This is a genomic window from Maricaulis sp. MIT060901, assembly GCF_047123815.1.
In the GTDB taxonomy this organism is placed as follows: domain Bacteria; phylum Pseudomonadota; class Alphaproteobacteria; order Caulobacterales; family Maricaulaceae; genus Maricaulis.
In genome coordinates this window covers 2024286-2046978 of record NZ_CP138920.1, presented here as the reverse complement: position 1 = coordinate 2046978, position 22693 = coordinate 2024286, and the positions used below count along the sequence as shown (strand labels likewise).

Annotated in this window: 19 protein-coding genes and 1 pseudogene; 8 read left to right on the top strand and 12 right to left on the bottom strand. The window is 60.6% G+C overall.

Going from position 1 to position 22693, the window contains the following annotated elements; all coding sequences use genetic code 11:
• The first annotated feature begins 144 nt into the window (after nt 1-144).
• From SIC17_RS10100 to SIC17_RS10085, 4 genes are all read left to right on the top strand, one after another.
• Nucleotides 145-1347 (top strand): type III PLP-dependent enzyme, encoded by a 1203-nt coding sequence (locus SIC17_RS10100; protein WP_291891450.1) that lies wholly within the window; start codon nt 145-147, stop codon nt 1345-1347.
• A complete protein-coding gene (gene speD / locus SIC17_RS10095; protein ID WP_291891449.1) occupies nt 1344-1766 on the top strand; it encodes an adenosylmethionine decarboxylase in 423 nt (140 codons plus the stop codon). The genes SIC17_RS10100 and speD overlap by 4 nt, the downstream gene beginning before the upstream one ends.
• A complete protein-coding gene (speE, locus tag SIC17_RS10090; protein WP_412545270.1) occupies nt 1763-2647 on the top strand; it encodes a polyamine aminopropyltransferase in 885 nt (294 codons plus the stop codon). Before speD ends, speE begins: the two co-directional genes overlap by 4 nt.
• A 115-nt stretch (nt 2648-2762) precedes the next feature.
• Entirely contained in the window at nt 2763-3440 is a 678-nt protein-coding gene (locus SIC17_RS10085; protein ID WP_412545269.1) for a MarC family protein, read from the top strand.
• On the opposite strand, the gene SIC17_RS10080 is transcribed toward SIC17_RS10085, so the two are convergent.
• Complete coding sequence (locus tag SIC17_RS10080; protein ID WP_412545268.1) at nt 3437-3910, bottom strand: hypothetical protein; 474 nt, start codon at nt 3908-3910, stop codon at nt 3437-3439. The genes SIC17_RS10085 and SIC17_RS10080 overlap by 4 nt on opposite strands.
• A 209-nt stretch (nt 3911-4119) precedes the next feature.
• Between SIC17_RS10080 and SIC17_RS10075 the strand changes: the two genes are divergently transcribed.
• Entirely contained in the window at nt 4120-4326 is a 207-nt protein-coding gene (locus SIC17_RS10075; RefSeq protein WP_412545267.1) for a hypothetical protein, read from the top strand.
• Here the strand turns inward: SIC17_RS10075 and aguB are convergent.
• The 4 genes from aguB to SIC17_RS10055 all read right to left on the bottom strand — a co-directional run bounded on the left by aguB (nt 4308) and on the right by SIC17_RS10055 (nt 10771).
• Nucleotides 4308-5159, bottom strand: coding sequence for an N-carbamoylputrescine amidase (gene aguB, locus SIC17_RS10070; protein ID WP_412545266.1), 852 nt, complete (start codon nt 5157-5159; stop codon nt 4308-4310). The genes SIC17_RS10075 and aguB overlap by 19 nt on opposite strands.
• A 3-nt stretch (nt 5160-5162) precedes the next feature.
• Nucleotides 5163-6320 carry a serine hydrolase domain-containing protein gene (locus SIC17_RS10065; protein WP_291891443.1) on the bottom strand — a complete coding sequence of 386 codons (1158 nt, stop codon included), beginning with the start codon at nt 6318-6320 and terminating at the stop codon, nt 5163-5165.
• Nucleotides 6302-7339: an agmatine/peptidylarginine deiminase gene (locus SIC17_RS10060; RefSeq protein WP_412545265.1), complete on the bottom strand. Its 1038-nt coding sequence runs from the start codon at nt 7337-7339 to the stop codon at nt 6302-6304. Before SIC17_RS10060 ends, SIC17_RS10065 begins: the two co-directional genes overlap by 19 nt.
• Before the next feature lie 102 nt (nt 7340-7441).
• Nucleotides 7442-10771, bottom strand: coding sequence for a TonB-dependent receptor domain-containing protein (locus SIC17_RS10055; protein WP_412545264.1), 3330 nt, complete (start codon nt 10769-10771; stop codon nt 7442-7444).
• Nucleotides 10772-11092: 321 nt separating this feature from the next.
• On the opposite strand from SIC17_RS10055, the gene SIC17_RS10050 reads away from it, so the two are divergent.
• Entirely contained in the window at nt 11093-12643 is a 1551-nt protein-coding gene (locus SIC17_RS10050; protein WP_412545263.1) for an ArnT family glycosyltransferase, read from the top strand.
• On the opposite strand, the gene argC is transcribed toward SIC17_RS10050, so the two are convergent.
• From argC to SIC17_RS10035, 3 genes are read right to left on the bottom strand one after another with little or no spacing between them, the layout of a single operon-like run.
• On the bottom strand, nt 12640-13578 hold the full coding sequence (gene argC, locus SIC17_RS10045; RefSeq protein WP_412545262.1) for an N-acetyl-gamma-glutamyl-phosphate reductase: 939 nt from the start codon (nt 13576-13578) through the stop codon (nt 12640-12642). The two genes, SIC17_RS10050 and argC, sit on opposite strands and share 4 nt — an antisense overlap.
• Complete coding sequence (locus SIC17_RS10040; RefSeq protein ID WP_291891438.1) at nt 13575-14900, bottom strand: acetylglutamate kinase; 1326 nt, start codon at nt 14898-14900, stop codon at nt 13575-13577. The genes argC and SIC17_RS10040 overlap by 4 nt, the downstream gene beginning before the upstream one ends.
• Nucleotides 14900-15907 (bottom strand): N-acetylornithine carbamoyltransferase, encoded by a 1008-nt coding sequence (locus tag SIC17_RS10035; RefSeq protein ID WP_291891437.1) that lies wholly within the window; start codon nt 15905-15907, stop codon nt 14900-14902. Before SIC17_RS10035 ends, SIC17_RS10040 begins: the two co-directional genes overlap by 1 nt.
• A gap of 164 nt (nt 15908-16071) precedes the next feature.
• Between SIC17_RS10035 and kdsB the strand changes: the two genes are divergently transcribed.
• Both kdsB and SIC17_RS10025 read left to right on the top strand, forming a co-directional pair.
• A complete protein-coding gene (kdsB, locus tag SIC17_RS10030) occupies nt 16072-16851 on the top strand; it encodes a 3-deoxy-manno-octulosonate cytidylyltransferase (RefSeq protein WP_412545261.1) in 780 nt (259 codons plus the stop codon).
• Nucleotides 16851-17483, top strand: a complete 633-nt coding sequence (locus SIC17_RS10025) for a histidine phosphatase family protein (protein ID WP_291891435.1) — start codon at nt 16851-16853, stop codon at nt 17481-17483. Before kdsB ends, SIC17_RS10025 begins: the two co-directional genes overlap by 1 nt.
• A 57-nt stretch (nt 17484-17540) precedes the next feature.
• Here SIC17_RS10025 and SIC17_RS10020 read toward each other — a convergent pair whose 3' ends face one another.
• From SIC17_RS10020 to SIC17_RS10005, 4 genes and pseudogenes are all read right to left on the bottom strand, one after another.
• Nucleotides 17541-19937, bottom strand: a complete 2397-nt coding sequence (locus tag SIC17_RS10020; protein WP_412545260.1) for a DUF305 domain-containing protein — start codon at nt 19935-19937, stop codon at nt 17541-17543.
• Nucleotides 19938-20010: 73 nt separating this feature from the next.
• Entirely contained in the window at nt 20011-20871 is an 861-nt protein-coding gene (locus tag SIC17_RS10015) for an alpha/beta fold hydrolase (protein ID WP_412545259.1), read from the bottom strand.
• Between the two features lie 12 nt (nt 20872-20883).
• The gene (locus SIC17_RS10010; RefSeq protein ID WP_412546921.1) at nt 20884-21447 is read right to left on the bottom strand and encodes an MFS transporter; all 564 of its coding nucleotides are present in this window, start codon (nt 21445-21447) and stop codon (nt 20884-20886) included.
• A gap of 480 nt (nt 21448-21927) precedes the next feature.
• A pseudogene (locus tag SIC17_RS10005) lies at nt 21928-22566 on the bottom strand (MFS transporter); the annotation flags it as partial.
• Nucleotides 22567-22693 lie beyond the last annotated feature (127 nt).

Sequence of the window (22693 nt, the reverse complement as noted above, 5' to 3'; positions counted from 1 at the left end):
CGAGCGCCAAATCGGAAATTCAACCAGTTATCAGAAATTTCGATTTTCGGACTTTACATCCCGAAAATTTGCCAGTAGTAGCGCGCAACCCGGCGGAGGCGACGATGCCGGATTGGGTTAACTGCCAACAGGGGGTCACGTGAATTGTCCACGTACCATACGCCCCTGGACCTGGTCCGCTCACGGCACCTAGAAGACCCGGTCGTTGTAAGACGTCCGGAATGTCTGGCCCGAGCTAGCCGCTGGTTCCAGGAGAATTTTCCAGGCGACGTCCTGTACGCCGTCAAAGCCAACCCGAGCGATTGGGTGATTGATGGTTTGTACGCGTCAGGCACTGACTTCTTCGAAGTCGCCTCGTTGCCAGAGATCGAACTTGTCGCGCGACGGTGTCCCGATGCGCGCATGGCCTACATGCACCCGATCAAGAGCCGGCTTTCCATTCGCAAGGCCTATTTTGATCATGGGGTAAAGATCTTCGCGCTCGACACGCATGACGAGTTGATGAAGATCCTCGAGGAAACAGACCATGCAAAGGACCTGACACTGGTTGTCCGCATGGCTGTCGCCAGCGATTTCGCGCTGTTCTCGCTCGCCGGAAAGTTCGGCGTATCGCATACGGATGGGCCGGACCTGATCCGCGCCTCCCGCGAACACGCGCTGGAACTCGGTGTCAGCTTCCATATCGGCAGCCAGTGCATGGAACCGATTGCGTATCGCGCCGCCATGCTTGAAGCCTCCCGGCTGATCGTCCAGGCGGGTGTGACCGTGGATATCGTCGACGTCGGCGGGGGTTTCCCGTGTGTCTATCCGGGCATGGAACCGCCGGAGATGCAGCGTTTTGTCGATGCCATCACCGATGCATTCGAGGACATGCTCGTGCTGGAGAATGCCAAGCTGTGGTGTGAACCCGGCCGGGCCCTCGTAGCCGAGGCCGAATCCGTGGTCGTCCGTGTCGATCTGCGCAAGGACAAGGCGCTCTACATCAATGACGGCTCCTATGGCTGTCTGTTTGATGCAGCGCATGCGGACTGGAAATTCCCGATGCGCATCCTGCGCGCCAGCGGCATCTTCAGCGCCACGCTGGAGGACTACACGCTGTTCGGTCCGACCTGCGATTCCATCGACACCCTGCCCGGCCCGAACCTCCTGCCCGACGACATTCGCGAGGGCGATTACATCGAGGTCGGCATGATCGGAGCCTATGGCGCCGCTCTGGCCACCAAGTTCAACGGCTTTGGCACTTATGAAACCGCCGAAGTCTCCGACAGTCCGTTCGCCACAATGTTTGGCGATCTTGTTACCCGTTCTGCGCAAGGCGCATTCATCGAAAAGGATCTGGCTCGATGAACATGATTTCCACGATCGATATCCCGCGTGAGACGGCCGAAGAGGCTGCCGATCACTTCATCATGGTCGACGGCAAGGAAGTTGCCGGCCGTCACCTGATCATTGACCTGATTGACGCCTATGACCTGAACAATGACGGTGTCATTCGCCAGGCCATGCATGACTGTGTGAAAGAATGTGGCGCTACCCTGCTGCACATTCACACCCATGTGTTTGAACCCAATGGCGGCATTTCCGGCGTTGCGGTCCTGGCCGAGAGCCACATCTCTGTCCACACCTGGCCGGAACGCAACTATGCGGCGTTTGACGTCTTCATGTGCGGGGATGCCCAGCCGCAAAAGGCTGTTGCCATCCTCAAGGCCGCCTTCCAGGCCGGCGAGGCCCGTGTGACGGAAGTCCTGCGGGGTGAAGGCGCATGATCCCGAAGTATTGCTTCAAGGATGATGAGGGCCAGCTCTGGTTCAAGGAAAGCCTGACCCCGTCTGTCGGCAACAGCCTGCGGGTCGACGAGCTGATCTATGCCGAGGACTCCGACCTCCAGCACCTGATCCTGTTCGACAATGAGACCCATGGCCGCGTGCTGGCCATCGATGGCCTAGTCCAGGTCTCCATGTCCGACGAGTTCATCTATCACGAAATGGTCACGCATGTGCCGCTGCTGGCGCACGGCTCAGCGAGATCCGTGCTGATCGTGGGCGGTGGTGATGGTGGCGCCATGCGCGAAATCCAGCGCCATCCTGGCGTTGAACGCATCGTGCTCGCCGAGATCGATGAAGACGTCATCACGTTCTCGCGCAAATGGCTGCCGGAAGTTTCCAACGGCTCCTTTGATGACAGTCGTGTGGAGATCAAGATTGTCGACGGCGTCGATTACATGAAGACAGGCGACGAGCTGTTCGACCTGATCATCATCGACAGTTCCGACCCGGTCGGTCCGAGCGCCGTTCTGTTCACCGAGGAATTCTACGCGTCCTGTCATGGGCGACTGGCCGAGGGCGGCATCCTGGTCACCCAGTCTGGCCTGGCTTCGGTGCATTCCGACGTCGTCGAGAACACGTCGGAGTACTTCTCGCGCATCTTCAAGCACCACGGCTTCTACGCCATCACCGTGCCGACGTTCTCCGGCGGTGTGATGACGCTTGGTTTCGCAACCGATGATGAAAGCCGCATCGCTCCTGCTGCCGGCGTTGTCGAGGAGCGCTTTGCAGCGCTCGACATCGACACGCGCTATTACAGCCCGGCCGTACACCGCGGAGCATTCGCCCTGCCTCGGTCACTCGAAGCACTGCTAAAACGCTAGCCACTTTGCGATCATCCATGCGCTAATGCATGGATGATTTGCGCCCCGATCATAAAATTGTGCGTGACCTTGCCTGGTTCCAGCGATATGCGGGCCTTGGAATAGGACACTTGCCATGATCGAACTTTTCACCACCGCTTTCGTGACATTCTTCGTCGCTATCGACCCGCCCGGCGTCGCGCCAATATTTGGTGCGCTGACCAATGGTTCATCGAACGAACACCGCCGCGCCATGGCGATCAAGTCCGTGGTGATCGCGACCGGCGTCCTTCTGGGCTTTGCCCTGATCGGGGAATGGTTGCTGGGTGCGCTGCATATCAGTCTCGACGCCTTCCGCGCGGCGGGTGGCGTGTTGCTGTTCATGATGGCGCTGGAAATGATCTTCGAGAAGCGAACCGAGCGTCGTGAAGAGCGCGCGGAGAAGCTCTCCGAGGAAGACGACACCATTCCGGGCACCCACGAAGATATCTCCGTCTTTCCGATGGCGATCCCGATGCTGGCCGGCCCGGGCTCCATCGCCACCATGATGCTGCTGATGTCGGACCCGGCCAATTCCGGCCTGCTGAGCAAGGCCGTCATCCTGGGCAGCGCGGGCATCAACCTGCTGCTGTGCCTGATCATCTTCCTGGCGATCGGCCCGATCATGCGATTCATCGGCGACAGCATTGCAGCGATGATCACCCGAATTCTCGGTGTGATCCTCGCCGCTCTGGCCGCCCAATTTATCTTTGATGGCATTCGCGGCGGCCTGCTGGAAGGCGGCGCACACATCGCCGTCTCCGTACTGTCCTAGTCGACGGCGCCCGTGCGTGTGAGCTGCATGCGGAAATTCTGCATACACTCGCCGCCGGTCGGGCACCATGATCCCGTCTCGATCCAGTGTTCGCCATCATATTCGGCGACATACTCGACGCGGCCGTAATCACCCATTGGCAACTGCCATGCGAAGCCGTTGTCGGTGACCTGCATCGGGGCGGTAAGCGCCTGGCCGTACATGTTCACAGCCCGCATCTCGAATCCGTCAGCACCGGCGGTGACAAAGCCCGCTGCATCATGAATGACGCGGCCGTCAGACCGGCCCACGCCATGGATCTGCAGGACATGCCCCTGCGCTGCCGCACGCACGCTTTCATCGACAGCAAAGGTCCGGCGCTCGCCACCGCGATCGATGATCCAGCCCTCGCCCTGCCATTGCCCCTGCATCCAGCCTAGCGCCTCTGCGGGACGGGTGCTTTCAGCTTCCTGCGCGTTAACAGCTGACACCGCAACAACACTCGCCAAACCAGCTGCGGATACCGCGGCCAACAAACATCTGATTCCATTCCTGTTCATGACTTTCTCCCGTTTAGAACGAAGAAACTTTATTAAACAAAGTACTTTCGCCAATCGGGGATAAGGAGTCGTTCATCCCCGTGTGCGATGCTTAACGAGCTGAGGGACGGCAATAACAGAGCGGGGATTGGGAGGACTGGATGGTCATTCGATTCACAATAATGCTCGCCGCTGCAGCCTTGGCTGCAACCGGTTTCACGGCATCAGCACTTGCACTCACCCAGGGACAGACCGATCAGGCCATCGCCTTTGCCTGGCCGTCCGTTGCCGTCGCCATCCTGCTGGCATTTTCACTTCCGGGAAATACGATACTCTCGCGCGAGGCCGATCAGGCCGGCTTGAAGTAATCGCTGTAGAGATCGGTACGACGATCGCGGAAAAAGCCCCACGCAGCCCGGTCACGTTCGACTTCGACGCGATCAAACGACCACAGTCTGAAATCCGTCTCTTCACGATCCAATTCCACCATCACCTCGCCTGTGTGGTCACAGATGAACGAGGTTCCGTAGAACAGCTGACCATCCTCATCACCAACCCGGTTGGCCGCGGCCACCGGAATGACGTTGGACACGGCATGCCCCTGCATCGCACGCCGCCAGCGCGCGGAAGTCTCCAGACTCTCGTCCTGGGGCTCCGAACCGATCGCGGTAGGATAGAGCAGCAATTCCGCGCCCTGAAGGGTCATCACACGCGCTGCTTCCGGGAACCACTGGTCCCAGCAAATGCCCACACCAATTCGCCCGAACGCCGTGTTCCAGACCTTGAAACCGGTGTCACCGGGGCGGAAGTAGAACTTTTCCTGGTAGCCCGGCCCGTCGGGGATATGGCTCTTGCGATAGGTGCCAAGCACACCACCGTCCGCATCCAGCATCACCACCGAGTTGTAGTAGTTCGGCCCGTCCTTCTCGAAGATGGACACCGGAATGACGACACCGAGCTCCCTAGCCAGCGGTGCCAGCGTCAGGACGCACGGATGTTCGTCAGCAGGCCAGGCCAGCGCGAAGTGCTCCTCTTCCTGAGTCTTGCAAAAATACGGTCCCTGGAACAATTCCGGCGGCAGGATGACCTGCGCGCCCGCGGCTGCAGCGTCACGCGCCAGACGATCTATTGTGGCAATATTGGCCTGAATGTCCTCGCCAAATGCCGCCTGCAATACGGCGACAGAAATGGTTGCGCTCACTATCTAGCCCTCGTCAAAACGGTCGAGCCAGCGAGATCCGTCACTCTGCCCGGTGCGCAAATCCATCACCACCGGCCACAGCCACCAGGCCGGGCGATTGTCGGAATTCCACAGCGCGACAAAGGCAAAGCCAGTCTCCGGCTCCATCACGATCTGTGCCCCATACCCCGAAAGATATCCGGAATGAAGCACCAGGGTGCGGTCCCCCCAATCATAGATGCGCCAGCCCAGCCCGTACCAGGTATTGGAGACTCGATCCGACAGGGCGCCAAGCCGGCGCGTTTCCCGACGTGTTTCGGTCAGCCGCGAATGCGCGCGTTCCCGCACATCCTCGGACAAGCCCGGTCGTGACCCCAGATGCGCCTGGGCCCAGGCGATCATGTCCATGAGAGAGAGGTTCACACCGGCTGCCGAGGGCACATTGTCGTAATGCGTGTCCGGGTCGCCGGCGCGATTACTTCCCCGGCGCCAGCCGCGATGCGGTGCAGCCCAGCTGTCCTCCGTCTGAAGGGCTGACGTACCGACACTGGCACTGGGCAGGCCGATACGGTCAAACAAGGCCTGGTCGAGCAATGTGGAATAGGGCTGGCCAATTGTCGCCTCGACAATACCCTCAACCGAGGAAAAGGCGACGTTCTGATAGGTGTAACAACTGCCAACGGGACAGATGAGATCAACGCCTGCAAGCCGTTCGCGTACATCATCAACATCGCGCCCCGCTTCCAGGATATTGTCATAGGCATTCGGTGGCAGGCCGGTGCGATGGCTCAGCACTTCCTCGATGGTCGGCGCGCGATTGCCCTGCAGGTTCATCACGCTTTCCGGCACCGGAGCGCTGAGATCGAGCTGACCTTCGGCTTCCAACATCGCCATCAGCGTGCCGGTGAAGGTCTTGGATACCGAAGCTGCGCGAAACATGGTTTCCGGCGTCACCGCCTCGCCACTGCCCGCGGCAGACTCGCCGTGGGTATAGATCAGGACCGGTTCGCCATTCTCGATCACGGCAGCCGCCAGGCCGACGATGCGCTGGTCTGCGATGGCGCGGGCGAACTGGGCCTCGACCGCGTCGAGATAGTCGAAACTGCGCACAGCAGCGTCATCCGCCAGTGCGGACACGCCAAAACTCATGAATGCGACAAGGGCTATGCCTGTTCGAAACACTCCGGACCTCCCGGGACGTGACACGTCACGCAATGAAACGCCCCCCCGCCAGTTAGAATAGCGTCAGATCGCGAGCCGACAATCCTGTGATTGCGGAAGAGCCCGCGAAGGATGCGCAGCGCGGCTCCCTCGCTTTGGGATCCATAGGTCGGAACAACGATATTCCGTGGACCGATGACCCAGTTCATATAGCTGGCCGGCATCAGCTCACCGTCTTCGTCCTCAAACCGTCCCGGACCGGGAATGATGTGAACCTGCAGCCTGCGGCCGCGGGCATCGGTCATGGTCTGGAGCTGGCGAAGAATGGCGGGGAATACCCGCGCCTGTTCATCATCCGCTCCGAACGGCATCTGGCAGACGACCACCCCAGGACGCACAAACCGCACGATATTGTCGATATGTCCATCGGTATGATCTGCGATCATGCCTTCATCGATCCACAGGACTTTCTCGATGCCCAGGGCCTTTTTCAGCCGGTCCTCGACCTGGCTCTCGCTCGGCCCGGGATTGCGATTGGAGTTGAGCAGGCACTGACGGGTCGTCAGGACGGTGCCTTCACCGTCAAACTCCAGCGCACCGCCCTCACCGACCAGATCCACCGGCACGATGCGCGCGCCGGCCAGTTCGGCGATCTTCTCGCCTAGCTCGGCATCGCCCGGATAAAGGTATTTTCCGCCCCAGCCATTATGGCGGAAGCGCACTGCGAGCAGCTCCCCAGCCCGGCGCAGGAAGACCGGGCCGGTATCGCGGGTCCAAACATCCCCATAGGGATGCCGGATAACCTCGGCACGATTGCCCATTGCCGCCCGGGCACAAGCCTCCGCCTCCCCCGTGGAGGCCAGGATGGTCAGCGGCAGCCGCCTTCCGTTCGGCGCAGGCTCCACGGCCAGGTTCAGAAAGGCGCGGTATTCCGGCCAGACGTCCTCCAGCGCCGCAGGCCAGTAATCGCGCGCAGCGGGCCAGCAGGTGAACAGACGGTCCTGGACGGCCGTTTCATGGGGCAGGTGGGTCTCGGTCATGGCGGCGGCATCTAGCACAGCTCGCCCCGGGAAACGAGTTCCGGACATGAAGAAGGGCGACCCGAGGGCCGCCCTTCCGCAAATTCGCTTGGCGTTGAGTTCTTAGAACTCGTAACGCAGACCAACGCGGACCTGGTAGACAGATGCAGCCTGGTTCTCGAAGAACAGCTCGCTGCCGTCTGCGTCCGTTTCCATGAAGCGGTACAGGTAGGTACAGGTCGTGGTGACGCCACAGACGTCTTCGCCACGGCCACCGCGCAGTTCGTTGCCGTTCGCATCAACAAGACGGGCACGAACCGTGGTCTCGCCCTGGAAGCTCGGACCGTTCACGCGCTGACCCCAGTCATCATTGAGCAGGTTCATGACGTTGAAGATGTCGAAGGTGAGCTTGAAGTTGTTGTCACCGACGAAGCGATCGGCAGCACCGATGCCCGGCAGTTCCTGTTCGAGGCTCAGATCCCAACGCTGGGTCCACGGACCGTTGTCGCTGAGAACCGGCATGATGGAACCTGCATAGCCTTCCAGGCTACGCGCCTGGACGAACTCGAAAAGCTCATCGTGCACGGTCTGGGAAGCAAAGGTCACGAGCGGATCGTCGAAGCCCGTACCGGCAGCGTTGAGCTCCGGAATGTAGAGCGGGTCGTTGTTGCCGTACGGGAATTCACCGTCAGAGGCGACACCGAACAGGTGACGGAAGCTGCGCATGCCGTAACCGAACGGGCGACCGGACTGGATCGTACCGAAGAGAGAGACGTTCGTCGTCAGATCGCCGATGAAGTCGCGCTCATAGCTCAGGAAGATGTTGAATGCGTGCTCGATCTCGTTGGTAGAGGTGTGAGCAACATCTGCCTGACGATCCGGGCCGAGATTGCCGCGGAAGTTGGAGATGGCGCGCGAGGAGGTGTACGGGGACACGTCTTCTGCGCTCGTGTTGGTGTAGGACATGTCGAACGAGAAGCCATTCTCATAGCGCTTGGCCAGAGCGATGGAGAAGATGTCCGCAGAACCTTCGTCGGTGTTCGTCAGAAGGATCGGAGCGGATTCTTCCAGCTCGTTCATGTTCGGGTAGATCACACGGCCGTCCGGTGCGACGCCAACGAACTCCTGCAGATCAGCACGCTGCCAACCGAGGTTGACGAAGTGCAGCTGATTGTGGGCTTCGGAGTGAACGTACTGAGCCGTGACACGGTAGTCGTCACCCAGACCCCAGCGATCGAGGTTCAGGTTGTACTCACCAACGAGTGCGAAACGCCACTGACCCGGGATCTCGAAGTCCGGACCGAAGACGCCGAATGCCGGGACGAAACGACCGTTGGCATTGGCAGCAGCATCAGCGATCTGCGTCAGAGCGGCAGCCGGGATGGTGTTGCCCTGGATACCCGCGAGCGGATCGATGGATCCACGGAAGGTCAGCGGAACAAAGCTGTTGGCCAAGAAGACTGCCGGGGAACCGCCAGAGAACAGGCCAGCACCACCACGAACCGTCAGGCGGTCGTTTACAGACCAGTTGAAGCCAACGCGCGGCAGCAGGATGTCAACGCCGTCGAGATTGTCACGACCGGAGATGCCATAGAGTTCCTGGAACGTGCGGCGGTCACCGTTTTCAAGGATCGTGTCCAGACGCTCCGGAGCGAGGTCGTCCTGGGAGATGCGCTCGTAACGAAGGCCGTAATTGACCTCGAACGTCGGCGTAACAGCCCAGGTGTCTTCCGCGAAGAAGGACCACAGCTCGTAGGAGTAGTTGGTGATGCCGTCAGCAACATTACCGGACGCCGGCAGGTCAACGAAGAAGTCCGAAGCCAGCTGGTTGGCGTAGTCCGAGATGCTGTCGAAGACTGCAACACCGGAAGAGCCCGGTACGAATACGTTGAGGACCGAGTAGTCTTCGTAACGCATGCCGAAGGTGATGTTGTGGTCACCCCAGGCGTAGTTACCCTGCGCGTAAACCGTGAACAGCTCGTCGTCGATGGCGTTCGCCTGATCGAAACGATCTGGGCCGAGGAAAACGCTGACCGGCGAGCTGCCGACCAGGGCGGCACCGTCGAGGCCGTTCGCTGCGAACCAAGGGTCTGCACCGTCGATGTCACGGATGTTGAAGCTCATGAAATCAGAGCCGGACGGACCGCCAGCCTGACCAAGCGGCGTACGACGCTGCTGGGTTTCACGGGAGCCGATGCGAACGAGCGTGGAGAAACGGTCGGTCCAGTCAGACAGCAGCTCGAAGGAGTACTGGTCGGTGGTAACGGTTTCGCGGCGCGTCGCGCTCGGGAAGTCGAAGGAGCCGGTGCTGGCCAGCTGACCTTCGTCGAGCGTCATGTAGGTGAAGGTCGCACGGTGGTCATCATTGATGTTCCAGTCGAACTTCGTCAGCAGGCGCTCGGTCGTCTCAGCATCGCTGGAGAGCGTCTTTTCACCCGGGTCGTAGTTATAGGTGTTCTGCGTCAGGGTACGAATGGCGTCGAACAGACCGACCTGCGTATCACCGAGGTTCGGGTTTTGCGGAGCCGTACGCTCGAAGTCCGAGTAGTTGACGAAGAAGAACAGACGGTCTTCGACGATCGGACCACCAATGTTGATGGAGATTTCTTCTTCTTCGAAATTGCCCACGTCGTAGTCACGACCGAAGGCGCGATCACCAACGAAGTCGCTTTCGGAACGGTAGTAGCCGAGCACGCCGTCAAACTCGTTGGAACCGGAGCGGGTCACAACGTTGATGGAACCACCCTGGAAGCCGTTGTTCAGGACGGAGAAGTCAGCAACCGTAACGGAGACGGACTCGATCGCGTCGAGGTCAACCGGCGGACGCTGGGACGGGAATACACCGTCAGAGTTGATGCCGAACTGCTCGCCGATTTCGATACCGTCGAGGTTCAGGGCGTTGAAGTTCGTGCCAACACCAGCGATGTTCAGTTCGCCATTGCCGTTGGAGTTTACCAGCGGGTCACGAGCCAGGATGTCGGTGAAGTCGCGGTTGACGGTCGGCTGAACAGCCAGGTCAGCGGCGGAGAAGACAGAGCCGATACCCGTGTCCAGGGTCAGCGTGTCGAGACGCTCGCCACGAACCGTGATGATGTCGGTGGTGCCACCGGAGGACAGGGAAACACGCAGCGGTGCCTGGGAACCGATCGCCAGGTTGATGTTTTCCAGAACAGCCGGCTCGTAGCCTTCAGCCTGGATGATGACGCGGTAAGGGCCACCGACGCGCAGGTTGGTTGCGCTGAACGAACCGTTCGCGCTGGACTGAACCGTCGACGTGGACGCTGTCGGCAGGTGCACGATGGTAACCGATGCGTTGGAGAGAGCCTCACCGGATTCAGAGGTTACGGAACCACGCAGCGTAGACGTAGTCTGCTGTGCGTAAACGGCAGCGGGAGCTGCTGCCAGCAGAGCGACCGTCGCCGCGCTGAAGGCGAATTTTTTTGTAAAAGACATTTGGATGTCCCCCAATAGAACGACCAACGAGGGCAGACGCCCTCTTTAACGAAGCATGGGCCTCCTACGCCGCCTGTTAGAAGAATCCAAGACGCCAGAATGAAGCTTTTATGACCCCTGAAACGGCGTCACAAACACGTCACATTACGAACATACCCGAACCTTACCAGATCTTGTTCGCCAGACAGGCGAGTCACAACATTTTGTGGGTGGCCATGCGCCGGTGATAATTATGTGACAGTTTCTTGAATCTGGACATCGCATCGAAACCGCCTAGGCTGCGGCGAAAATGATACACTATTCAGCTGGACCATCCTGAACATGTCGCCCATCGAGTCGCCAACCGAAGAATCACGTTGGACACAGTTCACCGCGATCCTGATCCTCGTCTCCGCCGCGCTGCGAATTCTCGCCCTGGCATTCAATCCACTGGAACTCTACGCAGACGAAACGCAATACTGGGTTTGGTCACGCGAGTTTGACTGGGGCTATTACTCGAAACCGCCGATGATTGCCTGGTTGATTGCCGTCAGCACCAGCCTGTTCGGCGACACAGACTTTGCAGTCCGGCTGCCTGCGCCCCTCCTCAATATCGCCACGCTGAGTTTCCTCTTCCTGGCAGCACGCCGTCTTTGGAATGCGCGCACGGGGTTCTGGGTCGCTCTGACCTTCACAACCATTCCAGCGGTCTGGATGTCCAACGCCGTCATGTCTACTGACACCCCCATGATGGCGGCCTGGGCAGCGGCGTTTTATTGTCTAGTCGCACTGCGCACGAAGGCCAGCTGGGGTCATGCGGTCGGACTGGGCGTCGCGATCGGGCTGGGTATGCTCGCCAAATACGCCATGATCTATTTTGTCGTGGGAACAGGCCTGTCGCTTGTCCTGGACGCGCCTGCGCGGCGAGCGCTTCTGTCCCTGAAGGGTGTCGTAGCCGCGGTGCTTGGCACCCTGATACTGCTGCCCAACCTGCTCTGGAACGCTGCCCACGACTTCGCCACGGTCTCTCACACCGCGGCCAACGCAAATTGGGGCGGCAACCTCTTCCACCCGGCAGAGCTTTTTGACTTCCTGTCTGGTCAACTTGGCGTCTTCGGCCCAGCCCTCTTCGTGATCCTGATCGGCGTGCTGTATCGCACCCTGCGCCAGCGCAAATCGGTTCACCCCGACGCCCTGCTCCTCAGTCTCTTCATCCTGCCACCTCTGTTGACCGTATCCGTTCAGGCCTTCATCTCCCGGGCACATGCCAACTGGGCCGTGTCCGCCTACCTTGCCGGCAGCCTGCTGGTGGTCTTCTTCCTGTTGCAAGGCCCTCGATGGCGGCGCTCTGTGCTCTGGGGGTCGATAGCCGCCCATTCCGTCAGCATGATCGCACTGATGGTCATTGCGAGTGTTCCGTCCTGGACTGTTGCCGCAGGACTCAGCAACTCCACCAAGGGTGTCCGCGCCTGGCAGGAGACCGCAGACCGAATTTCCCAAGCAGCACAAGCCGATGACTACACGTACATTGTCTTCGATAACCGGAATGTGTTCCACCAGGTGCAGAGATACGGAAACCAACCGGAAGACACCGTGAAGATGTGGCTGCGCTTTCCAGGCGCGACCAATCACGCTGAACAGGGCTGGCCGCTGCCAGAGCAGTTTACCGGTGATATCCTCATTGTCTCGCAACGCAGCTGGCAAGAGCCGATGTTCCAGGGCGATTTCGCCCGGATCGAGCAAATCGGCGATATCTCGATCGCGCTCGACGGCAACAAAACGCGCGATTTCACGTTATGGCGGGCCTCGGGGCATCAGCGTGTGGAACGCACAAGCGAGCTTCTCGAGCTGTGGGCGAGCTACGATGTGGCTTACATGAATCGCCCGCGCTAGCCCCGCTCCTCCGGCAAGCCAACGGCAAGGGTGAGGTTCTGCATTGCCTGGACCGCGGCGCCCTTGAGCAGATTGTCCAGCGTGGACACGATGACGGCACGTCGCCCATCATCGGCCAGCTGGAAACCACCGATCGTGATGCCGGGTTTGCCCGCACCATCGATAACTTCCGGGATACCATCAGCCAGCTCGACCAGTGCCTCACCTGCATAGAAATCCGCGAAGGCACGGCGTAATTCCTCGCCGGTAATCGCCTCGGCAAATCCCAGATGCACGGTCGCCACGATACCGCGAAAGAAGGCCGCGACATGAGGCGTGAACTGGACCTCGACACCGAGATGCCGACTCATTTCTCGCTCATGGATATGCCCGGCAAGGGCATAGGGCATGAGATTATCTCTCAGCGCCGCCAGGTCATTCTTGCGTGACGGCGTCGTGCCTGCACCGGAATAGCCCGATACGCCAAAAACGTGAGCCGGCGCACCAAGACGCTCGCGCACCGGTGCGATCGCCATCTGGCCTGCCGTCGCATAACAGCCCGGGTTGGAAATACGACGCGCCGAGGCCAGGGTCTCCCGCCCATAAACTTCCGGCATGCCGTAGACCCAGCTGTCGTCGAACCGATAGTCCGCTGAGAGATCGACAATGACCGGGTCTCGCCCTGCGTCATCGATGGCCTTCACAAATCCGGCAGCGGCCCCGTTGGGCAAGGCCAGGATCACGGCATCCACCTCACGCGAGGCGACATCCGCTGGGCTCAGAGCCTCGAAACCAAGACCATTGCTTACTTCCGGAGCCATATCCGCGACCGGCTTGCCGGCGAACTCGCGGGAGCTTGCGAAGACGAGCTCCATATCGTCACGACCTGCGATCAGGCGCAGGAGCTCACGGCCGGTATGACCACGGGCACCAACCAGTCCGACACGTACCGTCATGACGCACTCTCCAGCGTTGCCGGCAGTGAAAAGGCCTGTTCCAATACCGGTTGCAGATCGGCCATTGATTTCTCACCACGCCAGAACACCGTCCACTCATCCTGGCGAACAGCGCCCGAACACTGGTCGAAATAGAACCCATTGACCGGATTATCCGTGCGCGAACGCCAGACCAGCTCTGGCGCATACTCGATCAGACGCTGCCAGACCGCACGGCCCAACCCCTCGCCACGAGCCTCGTCCAGCACGGCGAACTTGTCCAGATAGATGGACCCGGCCAGCCGGGTCGTCAGGGCGGCAGCGCGATAATTCTCCGTGACCAGGGCATGATCCAGCGCCAGCCCGTCCCAATAGCCGGGCACGGTCGGACGGCCAAAGGCGCGGGCAACCAGCCCCTCCAGCCGGGCCATGTCCAGCGCGGTCTTGTCATCCAGGGCAAAGATCCGCTCACCACGACGCACCAGTGTACCGGCCCCGGCGTGAGTGAAGAGCTCACTCGCCAGCGCCCTGGGCTTGGTGATCGACACCGAGCTGGACAGCGGCAGGGTTTCCAGCAGGCGCTTGATCTCGTCGATCTTGAGCTGCATGCCCCCCGACACCCAGTCGGCCGCGACAATCTCCTGGTAGTCGGTCGCCAGGTTGATGGAGGAAATGATCTCGCCCTCCGCATCCAGCAAACCACCGGTCCCGGTCAGGAAAACTACCTTGTAAGGCTGCAGCGCCTCCACCAGTGCCCGCACGGCGCTGTCCGCGTTGATATTGACCAGCTTGCCATCCGGCGTCTCACCCAGACAGGCCAGTATCGGCGCCTGGCCGGCACGGGCGGCCGCCGCGACCAGGTCGAGACGTATGTCCGTCGGTTCACCGACCCGACCCAGCCGGGCCTCGTCAATCATGCGCGCCTCGAACACACCACCGGGAATAGCCGCCGCCTGGCCGCCCGCCGCGCGTACGCCGTCAACAATGGCCAAGTTGGCGCGGGTCAGTGTCTCGCGGATGACGGGAACCGCCTGCTCACGGGTCACGCGCAGACCATCCACACGCTCGGTTTCGATGCCTGCCGTCTCCAGCGCCTCGTCCAGCTGCGGGCCACCGCCGTGCACGACAATGGGCGAGAGGCCGACCGATTGCAGGAAGGCCAGGGAGGCTGAAAGCGCTTCCAGATCATCCCGGATCACTGCACCGCCGACCTTGATGACGGCGAAACGTTCCTGTTCCAGGCCGGAGAAACGGCTCAGATATTCACGGATTTCCTTGCCGTCCCGCATGTGGGAAAGCAGTTGGACGATCGTCTGGCGAACCTCGGAAAAATTCTCGCTCATCACGACCCTCCCTGTTTGGCCAGGGTTTCCATGATGGCCTTTTGCACGTGCAGGCGATTTCCCGCTTCCTCGATACCCAGGAAAGCCGGGCTGTCGACCACGGCATCGGCGATCTTCACATTGCGGCGCATGGGCAGGCAGTGGCTGACAACACCGTTATTGGTCATCGCCATCTTTTCCGGCGTGATCATGAAGTCCGCACCCTTGGCCCGCAGCGGCGCCTCGTCATCCCAGTTGCCGTAGAACGGCAAGGCGCCCCAGCTCTTGGCATAAACGACATCCGCGCCGGTGTAGGCAGCCTCAACATCGGTTGTGAGGGTCAGATTAGCACCTGCATCTCCGCAGAATCTCTCGGCGGCGGACATGTAGCGCTCGTCCAGGCGATAGGCCTCGTCCGGCACCAGCATGCGGACATTCATTCCGAATTTGGATGCAATCAACAGGGCGGAATTGGCCACCGCCGTGTTCAGCGGCTTGGGGTGCGGCACCCAGGTCAGCAGGAACTCCTTGCCCTCGACTGATCCGAGACGGTCCTGCAGAGCCAGCATCAGGGCCAGTTCCTGGCAGGGGTGCACAATCGTTTCCATGTTGATCACCGGCACCGTGGCGTGCTGGGCAAAGGCCGAGATCATCGGGTCCTCACGCTCCGCGCCCCAGTCCTTGAACTCCGGGAAACAGCGAATGGCGATCAGGTCGACATAACTCGACAGGACCCGCGCAGCCTCACGGACATGCTCCTCCTCGGAACCATCCATGACGGTGCCGTCAGAAAACTCCAGCGGCCAGGTCGCCCCCTTGGCGTCCAGAACAATGGCGTGACCGCCCAGCTGATGAGCCCCGATATCAAAGCTTGATCGGGTTCGCAGTGACGGGTTGAAAAACAAGAGCGCGATGGACTTCCCTTCGAGCGATCGGCTGACCGCACCGGACTTGAAGGCGGCTGCTCGGTCGAGCAGGCCCTGAAGTTCGGAACGGGACCAATCGGCTGTCGTCAGGAAGTGGCGCATTTGCTTACCTTTTCGCGCTTGCAATAAAACCAGCTCAAGGCCTTAGGGGGCGCCACTGGACATGTCCAGACCCTGAACCTGCGCGCGCGAGCATGGCAGCATTGCCGCGGGGAGTGGAAATCGGCCCGCGGATGTGGAACAAGCCGAAGGCGAAGGAGATCTCCATGTCCGTTCTTGCTGTTATTCCTGCCCGTTACGGCTCCACCCGTTTCCCCGGCAAACCGCTCGCGAAAATTGCCGGTCAGATGATGGTCGAGCGTGTCTGGCGCATCGCGGCGGCGGCTGACGGCGTGGACCGTGTCGTGGTGGCGACGGATGACCAGCGCATCGTTGACGCCGTCCAGGCGGCCGGCGGTGAGGCGGTAATGACGGACGAGAATTGCCGCAACGGCACCGAGCGCGCACTCGATGCGCTGAACCGCCTCGAGAGCGATGCGGAGATCATCATCAATGTCCAGGGCGATGCCCCGCTGATCCCACCCTGGGTGATCGGCGATGTGGCCACCACTCTGCGCGACAATCCGGACATGCCGATGGCCACGCCCGCGGTCGCCTTGCCTGCCGACACCGAAGCGCGCATGCGCGTCGACAAGGCCAATGGCTCGGCCAGTGGCACAACGGTGGTTTTCGACAAGACCCTGCGCGCGATGTATTTCTCCAAGAATGTCATCCCCTTCCGCCGCAAGCCGGAAACGGGCGCGCCGGTCTATCAGCATATCGGCCTTTACGGCTATCGCCGCGACACGCTGCAACAACTGGTCGATCTCGAACCCACACCGCTGGAACTGACCGAAAGCCTCGAACAGCTTCGTGCGATGGAAAACGGCATTCCGATCCAGGTCGTGCTGACCGATTATCGCGGCCGCTCGGCCTGGTCTGTCGACAGCCCCGAGGACGCGACACGCGTCGAGGACATTATCAAGCGCGAAGGGGAGCTCGTGTGATGAGCAAGATCCTGCTGGCCCGCCACGGCAATACATTCGGTCCCGGCGACAAGGTCGTCTGGGTCGGCGCGAAGGAAGACCTGCCGCTGGTGGAAAAGGGCGAGCAACAGGCCGCCGCTCTGGGCGAGGCCCTGCGCGATGCCGGCCTGACGCCCGCGCACATCATTTGCGGTCCGCTCAAGCGCACCCGCCGCGCCGCCGAAATCGTCTCCGAACTGACCGGGTTTGACGGCGAGGTCCGGATCGACGAACGCCTGCGCGAGATCGATTACGGCTCCTGGGGCGGCAAGTCCTGTGACGAAATCATTGCCGAATTCGGTGCTAAGGCTCGCGAGGAATGGGATCTCCACCACCGACGCCCGCCCGGCGCGGACTGGTCCCCCAGCGAGGATACGCTGCGCAGCAATGCGCTCGCCTCCATGGCGGCTGCGGCCGAGCTGGATGGCCTGACGGTCGTCATCACCTCCAACGGCATCCTGCGCTACATGTACAACGCGCTCACCGGGCCGGACGCGGACGTGAAGGTCAAGACGGGTAATACCTGCGCCGTAGACATCAGCGGTGACGGCGGCAGCCGTCTGTTCTGGAACGAAAAACCAAATGCCGACCTCATCAGGTCCGCCCTGGGCTAGAATGCAGAAAAGCCGCCACCCTCCGGGCAGCGGCTTTCCTTCTTGGTGACAGACCGTCTAGCGCAGCGCGCGATAGACACCATCAATCACATCTTCCAGCGCACTCAGACGGCTGGCCGACTGGCTGCCGCGCTCGGCCCGTGGCAGGTCGCGAGACATGCGACGCAGATCGGATGCCAACGACCGGTTCTCTTCACCAGCTTCCAGTGTGGAGGCGGCCTGTTGCAGGGCCTCAGACAGGCTTGCCGCCGCGTCAGCTGCCAGGACCTCGTCGCGAGCCAGCTGATCGACATAGGCCAGTCCGACCACCGGATGCTCTGGCCAGCTGACCGGGAATTGCTGCTGCGGATTGAAGATCTCACCCTGATTGGCGAGGCCGGCAGCAGCGATTTCGTTATCCGTGAGGAATTCGCTGGCCGAAAGCGCGAAAACGTCGAGGCCGCGCGCAATCTCGGTGCCGTAGATACGTCCGTCATACCAGTAGGACGACCAGTATCCGCCGCTGATCATCACGTCGGGATCAATCGGACCGCGGTCGAAATAGGCGATCTCGAACGGGTTTTCGGAGTCGGTGAAGTCGATGACGGAAATGCCACCCTGGTACCAGGACTGGACGAAGATATCGCGCCCCGGCACGGGAATGACGGAGCCGTTGTGCGCCACACAGTTTTCCTGCTCGGTCTGGGCCGAGGGAATCTTGAAATAGCTCGCGAACTCCAGGCGACCATTCTCGATATCGAAGATGGCGTTTGCACCCCAGTCGCTTGGATCCTGGGCACGGCAACGCGGGCGGCCACCGCCACCCCACTCATCGGTGAATAGGACCTTGGTGCCATCATTGTTAAACGTCGCGGAGTGCCAGTAGGCAAACCCCTGGTCCACAACAGCGTCGATACGCTGAGGAGCACGCGGGTCGGTGATGTCGAGAATGATGCCATTGCCCGAACAGGCACCAGCCGCCAGGTTCAGCGACGGGAAAACCGTGATGTCATGGCACTGATCGGTGCGGCGCGTGGACTGGGTACCGTCACCATGGTCACCGCCTGCCCACAAACCGGCAATGCGCCCGCTCTCGTCATCCGCGAACACACGCGGGCTGTCGACAATGCGCGACGCCGCCGGATTGGCGACAGGGATCTCGATGACATCGATGCTGAACAGCGCCGTCTCATCATCCCCCGGCAAACCGGCCACACAGCCGGCAAGCTCTTCTTCCGGACGGATCGAGCTGGTGCCGGAATTGTAGACAATGATGGTTTCGTCATCGGCAGACACCACCGAATGGGTGTGCGAGCCCCGGCAAGTCTGCACAAGACCGACCTGGCGAGGTGCGACAGGATCAGAGATATCGAAAATGCGGATACCGCGGAACCGTTCCGAGCTGACCTCTTCGACAATGCCCTGGCGCCCACAATCAATACGACCACGCGTGTCTTGAACCGACATGATCATCAGATCGCCGACGATGGAGACATCGCCCTGACCACCCGGACACACCAGCGAGCTGAGCAGACGCGGCTCGTCCCCGGAAATGTCGTAGAGATTGATGCCGTGATAATTACCAGCCGCCATCAGATTACCGGCAAACGCCATATCCGTGTTGGAGAAGCTGAGGAACGGCGCACGATCACCGAAGCGGCGCTCGATATCCGCGTCAGTGGCATCGGTCGGAATCTCCGGTGGCAGGCCCGCCGGGTTCTCAACATCAAAGAATCCGGTCGGTTTGGGCAGGCTCGCCAGGTGGGTCAGGTTGGAAATCGCTTCCTCTGCGTCCCGGAAACCAGCTGCCAGTCCATTGCGCGGGTCCTCCGACAGGCCGGAGAGGATCGTATTCATGCGGCGGATCTCGGCACGCTGCTCACCGCGCACATCATTGACAAAATCAAACAGCACGGGGTCATAGGCCGAACCGCGCTGAGACAGCAGATGGTCAACCATGTCCACGGCGCCATCATGATGGACGATCATTAGCTCCAGGAACATCCGGTCGAACGCGGTTCCGCTGGCAGCTTCAAGCGCCGCCATCTGGGCCGGACTGGCCATGCCTGACATGTTGTGATGCCCGCCATGATGCATGGCATGCGGGTCATTGGCCGGATCCGGCGCGTCCTCGCTGCGTTCACGCAGCCAGGACTGCATGAAGGCAATTTCGTCTTCCTGCGAGATATCGATGCGGCTGGCGATATCAACCAGTGACTGGGTGCTGGTCCGGTCGCCGACGAGGGCGGCCATCTGCACCGCCTGGAAATGATGCAGGATCATGCCCTGCATGAAGCGCACATCATCATCGGAGTACCGATTGGCTGCGATCTCAACCGCTTCCTCGGCACTCAGCTGGCGATTGGCCTCCCCCGGAGCCCCCGGTTGAACAATTGGTGCATCCTGCGCAAATCCAGCGCCAGCGACCAGACCGATCAGCGCCGAGCCCACGAGTAATCTTGCCTTCCAGGCCATCGACATCCTCCCTCGAAAATTATGGCGAGAGAATTAGGCTGGAAGCTCTTCGGGGCAAGCCAATTCTTGCGCGCTAGTCCACCTGTTCCAGAAAGTCTGTGATTGCGGACCAGGCCTCTGGCTCTGTCATGAAGGGCGCATGGCCAACATCAGGCACTTCCGTATAGGCCATGCCCGGCTTTTTCGAGCGCATCCTGTCAACGGTCTCGATGGTCAGAAGATCGGTGTTTCCACCCCGTACAACGAGCACCGGAAGCGCCTTGAAAGGCTCCCAGAACGGCCAGAGATCCGGCAGTTCCCCGCCCTCGTCGAACTTCTCGACGATGGCCTGGTCATAAGAGAGATCAAACCCGCCCTCGACCTCGATCCAGAGCTTGCGGGCAAACCAGTCCCAGAACTCCCTGTCGCCTTTGCGTTTGGGAAAGGCGTCCAGGTTGGACGCAATCGTCCGGTCAATCGCCTCGTCCCAGGTTTTCACCGCACCGCGTGCGGAAACGTTGGACTTGATGCGCTCGATACCACCGGGATTGATCTCGACACCGATATCATTGATCACCGCCGCGGCCAGCTTGCCCGGCGCCAGGGTCGGCGTGATCAGCGACATCAGCCCGCCCATCGACGTGCCGACGTAAACAGCACGCGCAATGCCGAGATTTTCGAGCAAGGCCGCCATATCCATCGTATAAATCGGCGGCTGATACCGCTCTGGCCGGGGATCCCAGTCCGATTTTCCGCGCCCCCGCTGGGACGCCACGATCACCCGCCGCCCCAGCGCCGCGATCTGTGGCGCCAGCTCGGCAAAGTCATTCACATTGCGCGTCAGCCCATGCAGGCAGAGCACGGGCAATCCCCGTTCCTCGCCGACAGCCGGATAATCGCGATAGTGAATTTTCGGACCGTCCTCGGTCTGGAAATAATGCTCGGTGAAACTCATCCGGCTCTGCCCCTATTCAGCTTCCCAATCGCGCTCCAGATAACGCGACGCCCAGAACATGAAACCCGCCGCGACCAGGTAAAGCGTTGCGCCGATAGCAATCGATACCCGCAGCGAACCATCGCCGAAAGTCGGTTGCAGAACCGTTGAGACACGGCCCAGAACGTAAACGCCACCGCCAATCCCGAGCAGGTTGTTGATCAGCAGGAAGACAGAGGATGCACTGGTACGCATGTGCGGGGGCACGAGGTGCTGGAACGCTGAGATGACCGGCCCCAGCCAGGCGAGGCCCAGAGCGGTCGGGATGAACAGGATCATCACGGACAACATCGGTGACGGCGACATGATGCCTGCCCAGTACAAAGGAGCGCTGACCAGGAAGGCGAGCGCCGGAATGGTCGCGTAGGCGGAGCGTTTGCTCTTGCCCAGGAAGTCACCCATTACACCGCCCAGGAAGATGCCGAGACTGCCAGCTACAAAGAGAATACCGCCGAAGACCCAGCCGGTTTCTATCAGGCTCAGTTCGAAACTGCGCGCAAAGAAGGACGGGATCCAGAAGAAGACGCCATACCCCATCATGGACGAGGAAGACGCGCCGAAGACCATCAGCCAGAAGCTCCACTTCTTGATCACAAGTTCCATGAAATCACGGAAGGCAAAGAAGAACGCACCGATCAGCAGGCCGGCGATAAAACGCCCTGCCAACCATGCGAGCGCAGCCGGGCCAAACCCGGCTCCGCCGAAGGCTGGAATACTCCAGGTCACCAGGCCCGGCAGCAACATCAGAACACCAACTCCAAGGCACAGCGGGACCACTTGTGTGGTCTTGCCAACCCAGCTTCCGGCCAGCCAGCCGGTCACCGCCCCAACAAGGGCGCCAGCCACCAGAACCAGCGGTGACTGGATCGGCTCGGCGCCAAAGACGAGCGCGTTGAACAGCGAAAGCAGGCTCGGCAAGGCAAACAAGACTGCACCCGCCATGGACAGGATGCGCACCTTGTCGGCGCTGTAGGCCCCTACCGTCTGGACAGGCGAAGAGTCCACTGTCTTGCCGCCGTCGAACTGGCCACGCTTGGGCTCCTTGACCAGGAATTTGAAGACCGGCGCGAGAAAGACGCCTGCCAGGCCAACAATGATGAAAGCGGAGCGCCAGTCCAGTGCATCCGAAATGGCACCACCGGCAATCTGAGAACCCGCGATCACGCCAAACGCACTGCCCACGGGGATGCCAAGAGAATAGATAGCCAAAGCGCGCGATCGTTTTTCCGGAGGATGATAATCGGCGATGATCGTATAGGCAGGAGCCACACCTCCGGCCTCACCAACGCCGACACCGACACGCGCCAGGAAGAGATGCATGAAGTTTTGCGCGAAACCGCTGAGAGCCGTGAAACCACTCCAGACGGTCAGGGAAATCGTCATGATCCAGGTTCGGTCGAGGCGATCAGCAAACCAGGCAATTGGCACACCCAGCGTCGAGTACAGCAGCGCGAAGGCGATACCGCCCAACAAGCCAAGCTGTTCATCCGTAAGAGAAAGCTCTTCCTGGATCGGAATAGCCAGGATCGAGATGATCTGCCGGTCCAGAAAATTGAACGCGTAAACAAGGAACAGCATCAGCATGACAACACCGCGATAACCGCTGCTGATCTTGGGCTCCGTATCGACCGATTCGGACTTGGTTTCTTCGGACATTAATTCTCCCCTCGAGTGCATCACCGGATGTTTCCGTTGCGATACGATGCGGACGCAAACATGAATGACCATTCAGGTATGGTCAAATGCCAATTCCGTCAAAGCGGTGCCAACAGGTGCTTGCGTC

Coding starts and splice junctions, on each gene's coding strand:
- speD (WP_291891449.1), top strand. CDS start 1,344: ATGAACATGATTTCCACGATCGATATCCCGCGTGAGACGGCCGAAGAG.
- speE (WP_412545270.1), top strand. CDS start 1,763: ATGATCCCGAAGTATTGCTTCAAGGATGATGAGGGCCAGCTCTGGTTC.
- SIC17_RS10085 (WP_412545269.1), top strand. CDS start 2,763: ATGATCGAACTTTTCACCACCGCTTTCGTGACATTCTTCGTCGCTATC.
- SIC17_RS10075 (WP_412545267.1), top strand. CDS start 4,120: ATGGTCATTCGATTCACAATAATGCTCGCCGCTGCAGCCTTGGCTGCA.
- SIC17_RS10060 (WP_412545265.1), bottom strand. CDS start 7,339: ATGACCGAGACCCACCTGCCCCATGAAACGGCCGTCCAGGACCGTCTG.
- SIC17_RS10055 (WP_412545264.1), bottom strand. CDS start 10,771: ATGTCTTTTACAAAAAAATTCGCCTTCAGCGCGGCGACGGTCGCTCTG.
- SIC17_RS10050 (WP_412545263.1), top strand. CDS start 11,093: ATGTCGCCCATCGAGTCGCCAACCGAAGAATCACGTTGGACACAGTTC.
- argC (WP_412545262.1), bottom strand. CDS start 13,578: ATGACGGTACGTGTCGGACTGGTTGGTGCCCGTGGTCATACCGGCCGT.
- SIC17_RS10040 (WP_291891438.1), bottom strand. CDS start 14,900: ATGAGCGAGAATTTTTCCGAGGTTCGCCAGACGATCGTCCAACTGCTT.
- SIC17_RS10035 (WP_291891437.1), bottom strand. CDS start 15,907: ATGCGCCACTTCCTGACGACAGCCGATTGGTCCCGTTCCGAACTTCAG.
- kdsB (WP_412545261.1), top strand. CDS start 16,072: ATGTCCGTTCTTGCTGTTATTCCTGCCCGTTACGGCTCCACCCGTTTC.
- SIC17_RS10025 (WP_291891435.1), top strand. CDS start 16,851: ATGAGCAAGATCCTGCTGGCCCGCCACGGCAATACATTCGGTCCCGGC.
- SIC17_RS10020 (WP_412545260.1), bottom strand. CDS start 19,937: ATGGCCTGGAAGGCAAGATTACTCGTGGGCTCGGCGCTGATCGGTCTG.
- SIC17_RS10015 (WP_412545259.1), bottom strand. CDS start 20,871: ATGAGTTTCACCGAGCATTATTTCCAGACCGAGGACGGTCCGAAAATT.
- SIC17_RS10010 (WP_412546921.1), bottom strand. CDS start 21,447: ATGGGGTATGGCGTCTTCTTCTGGATCCCGTCCTTCTTTGCGCGCAGT.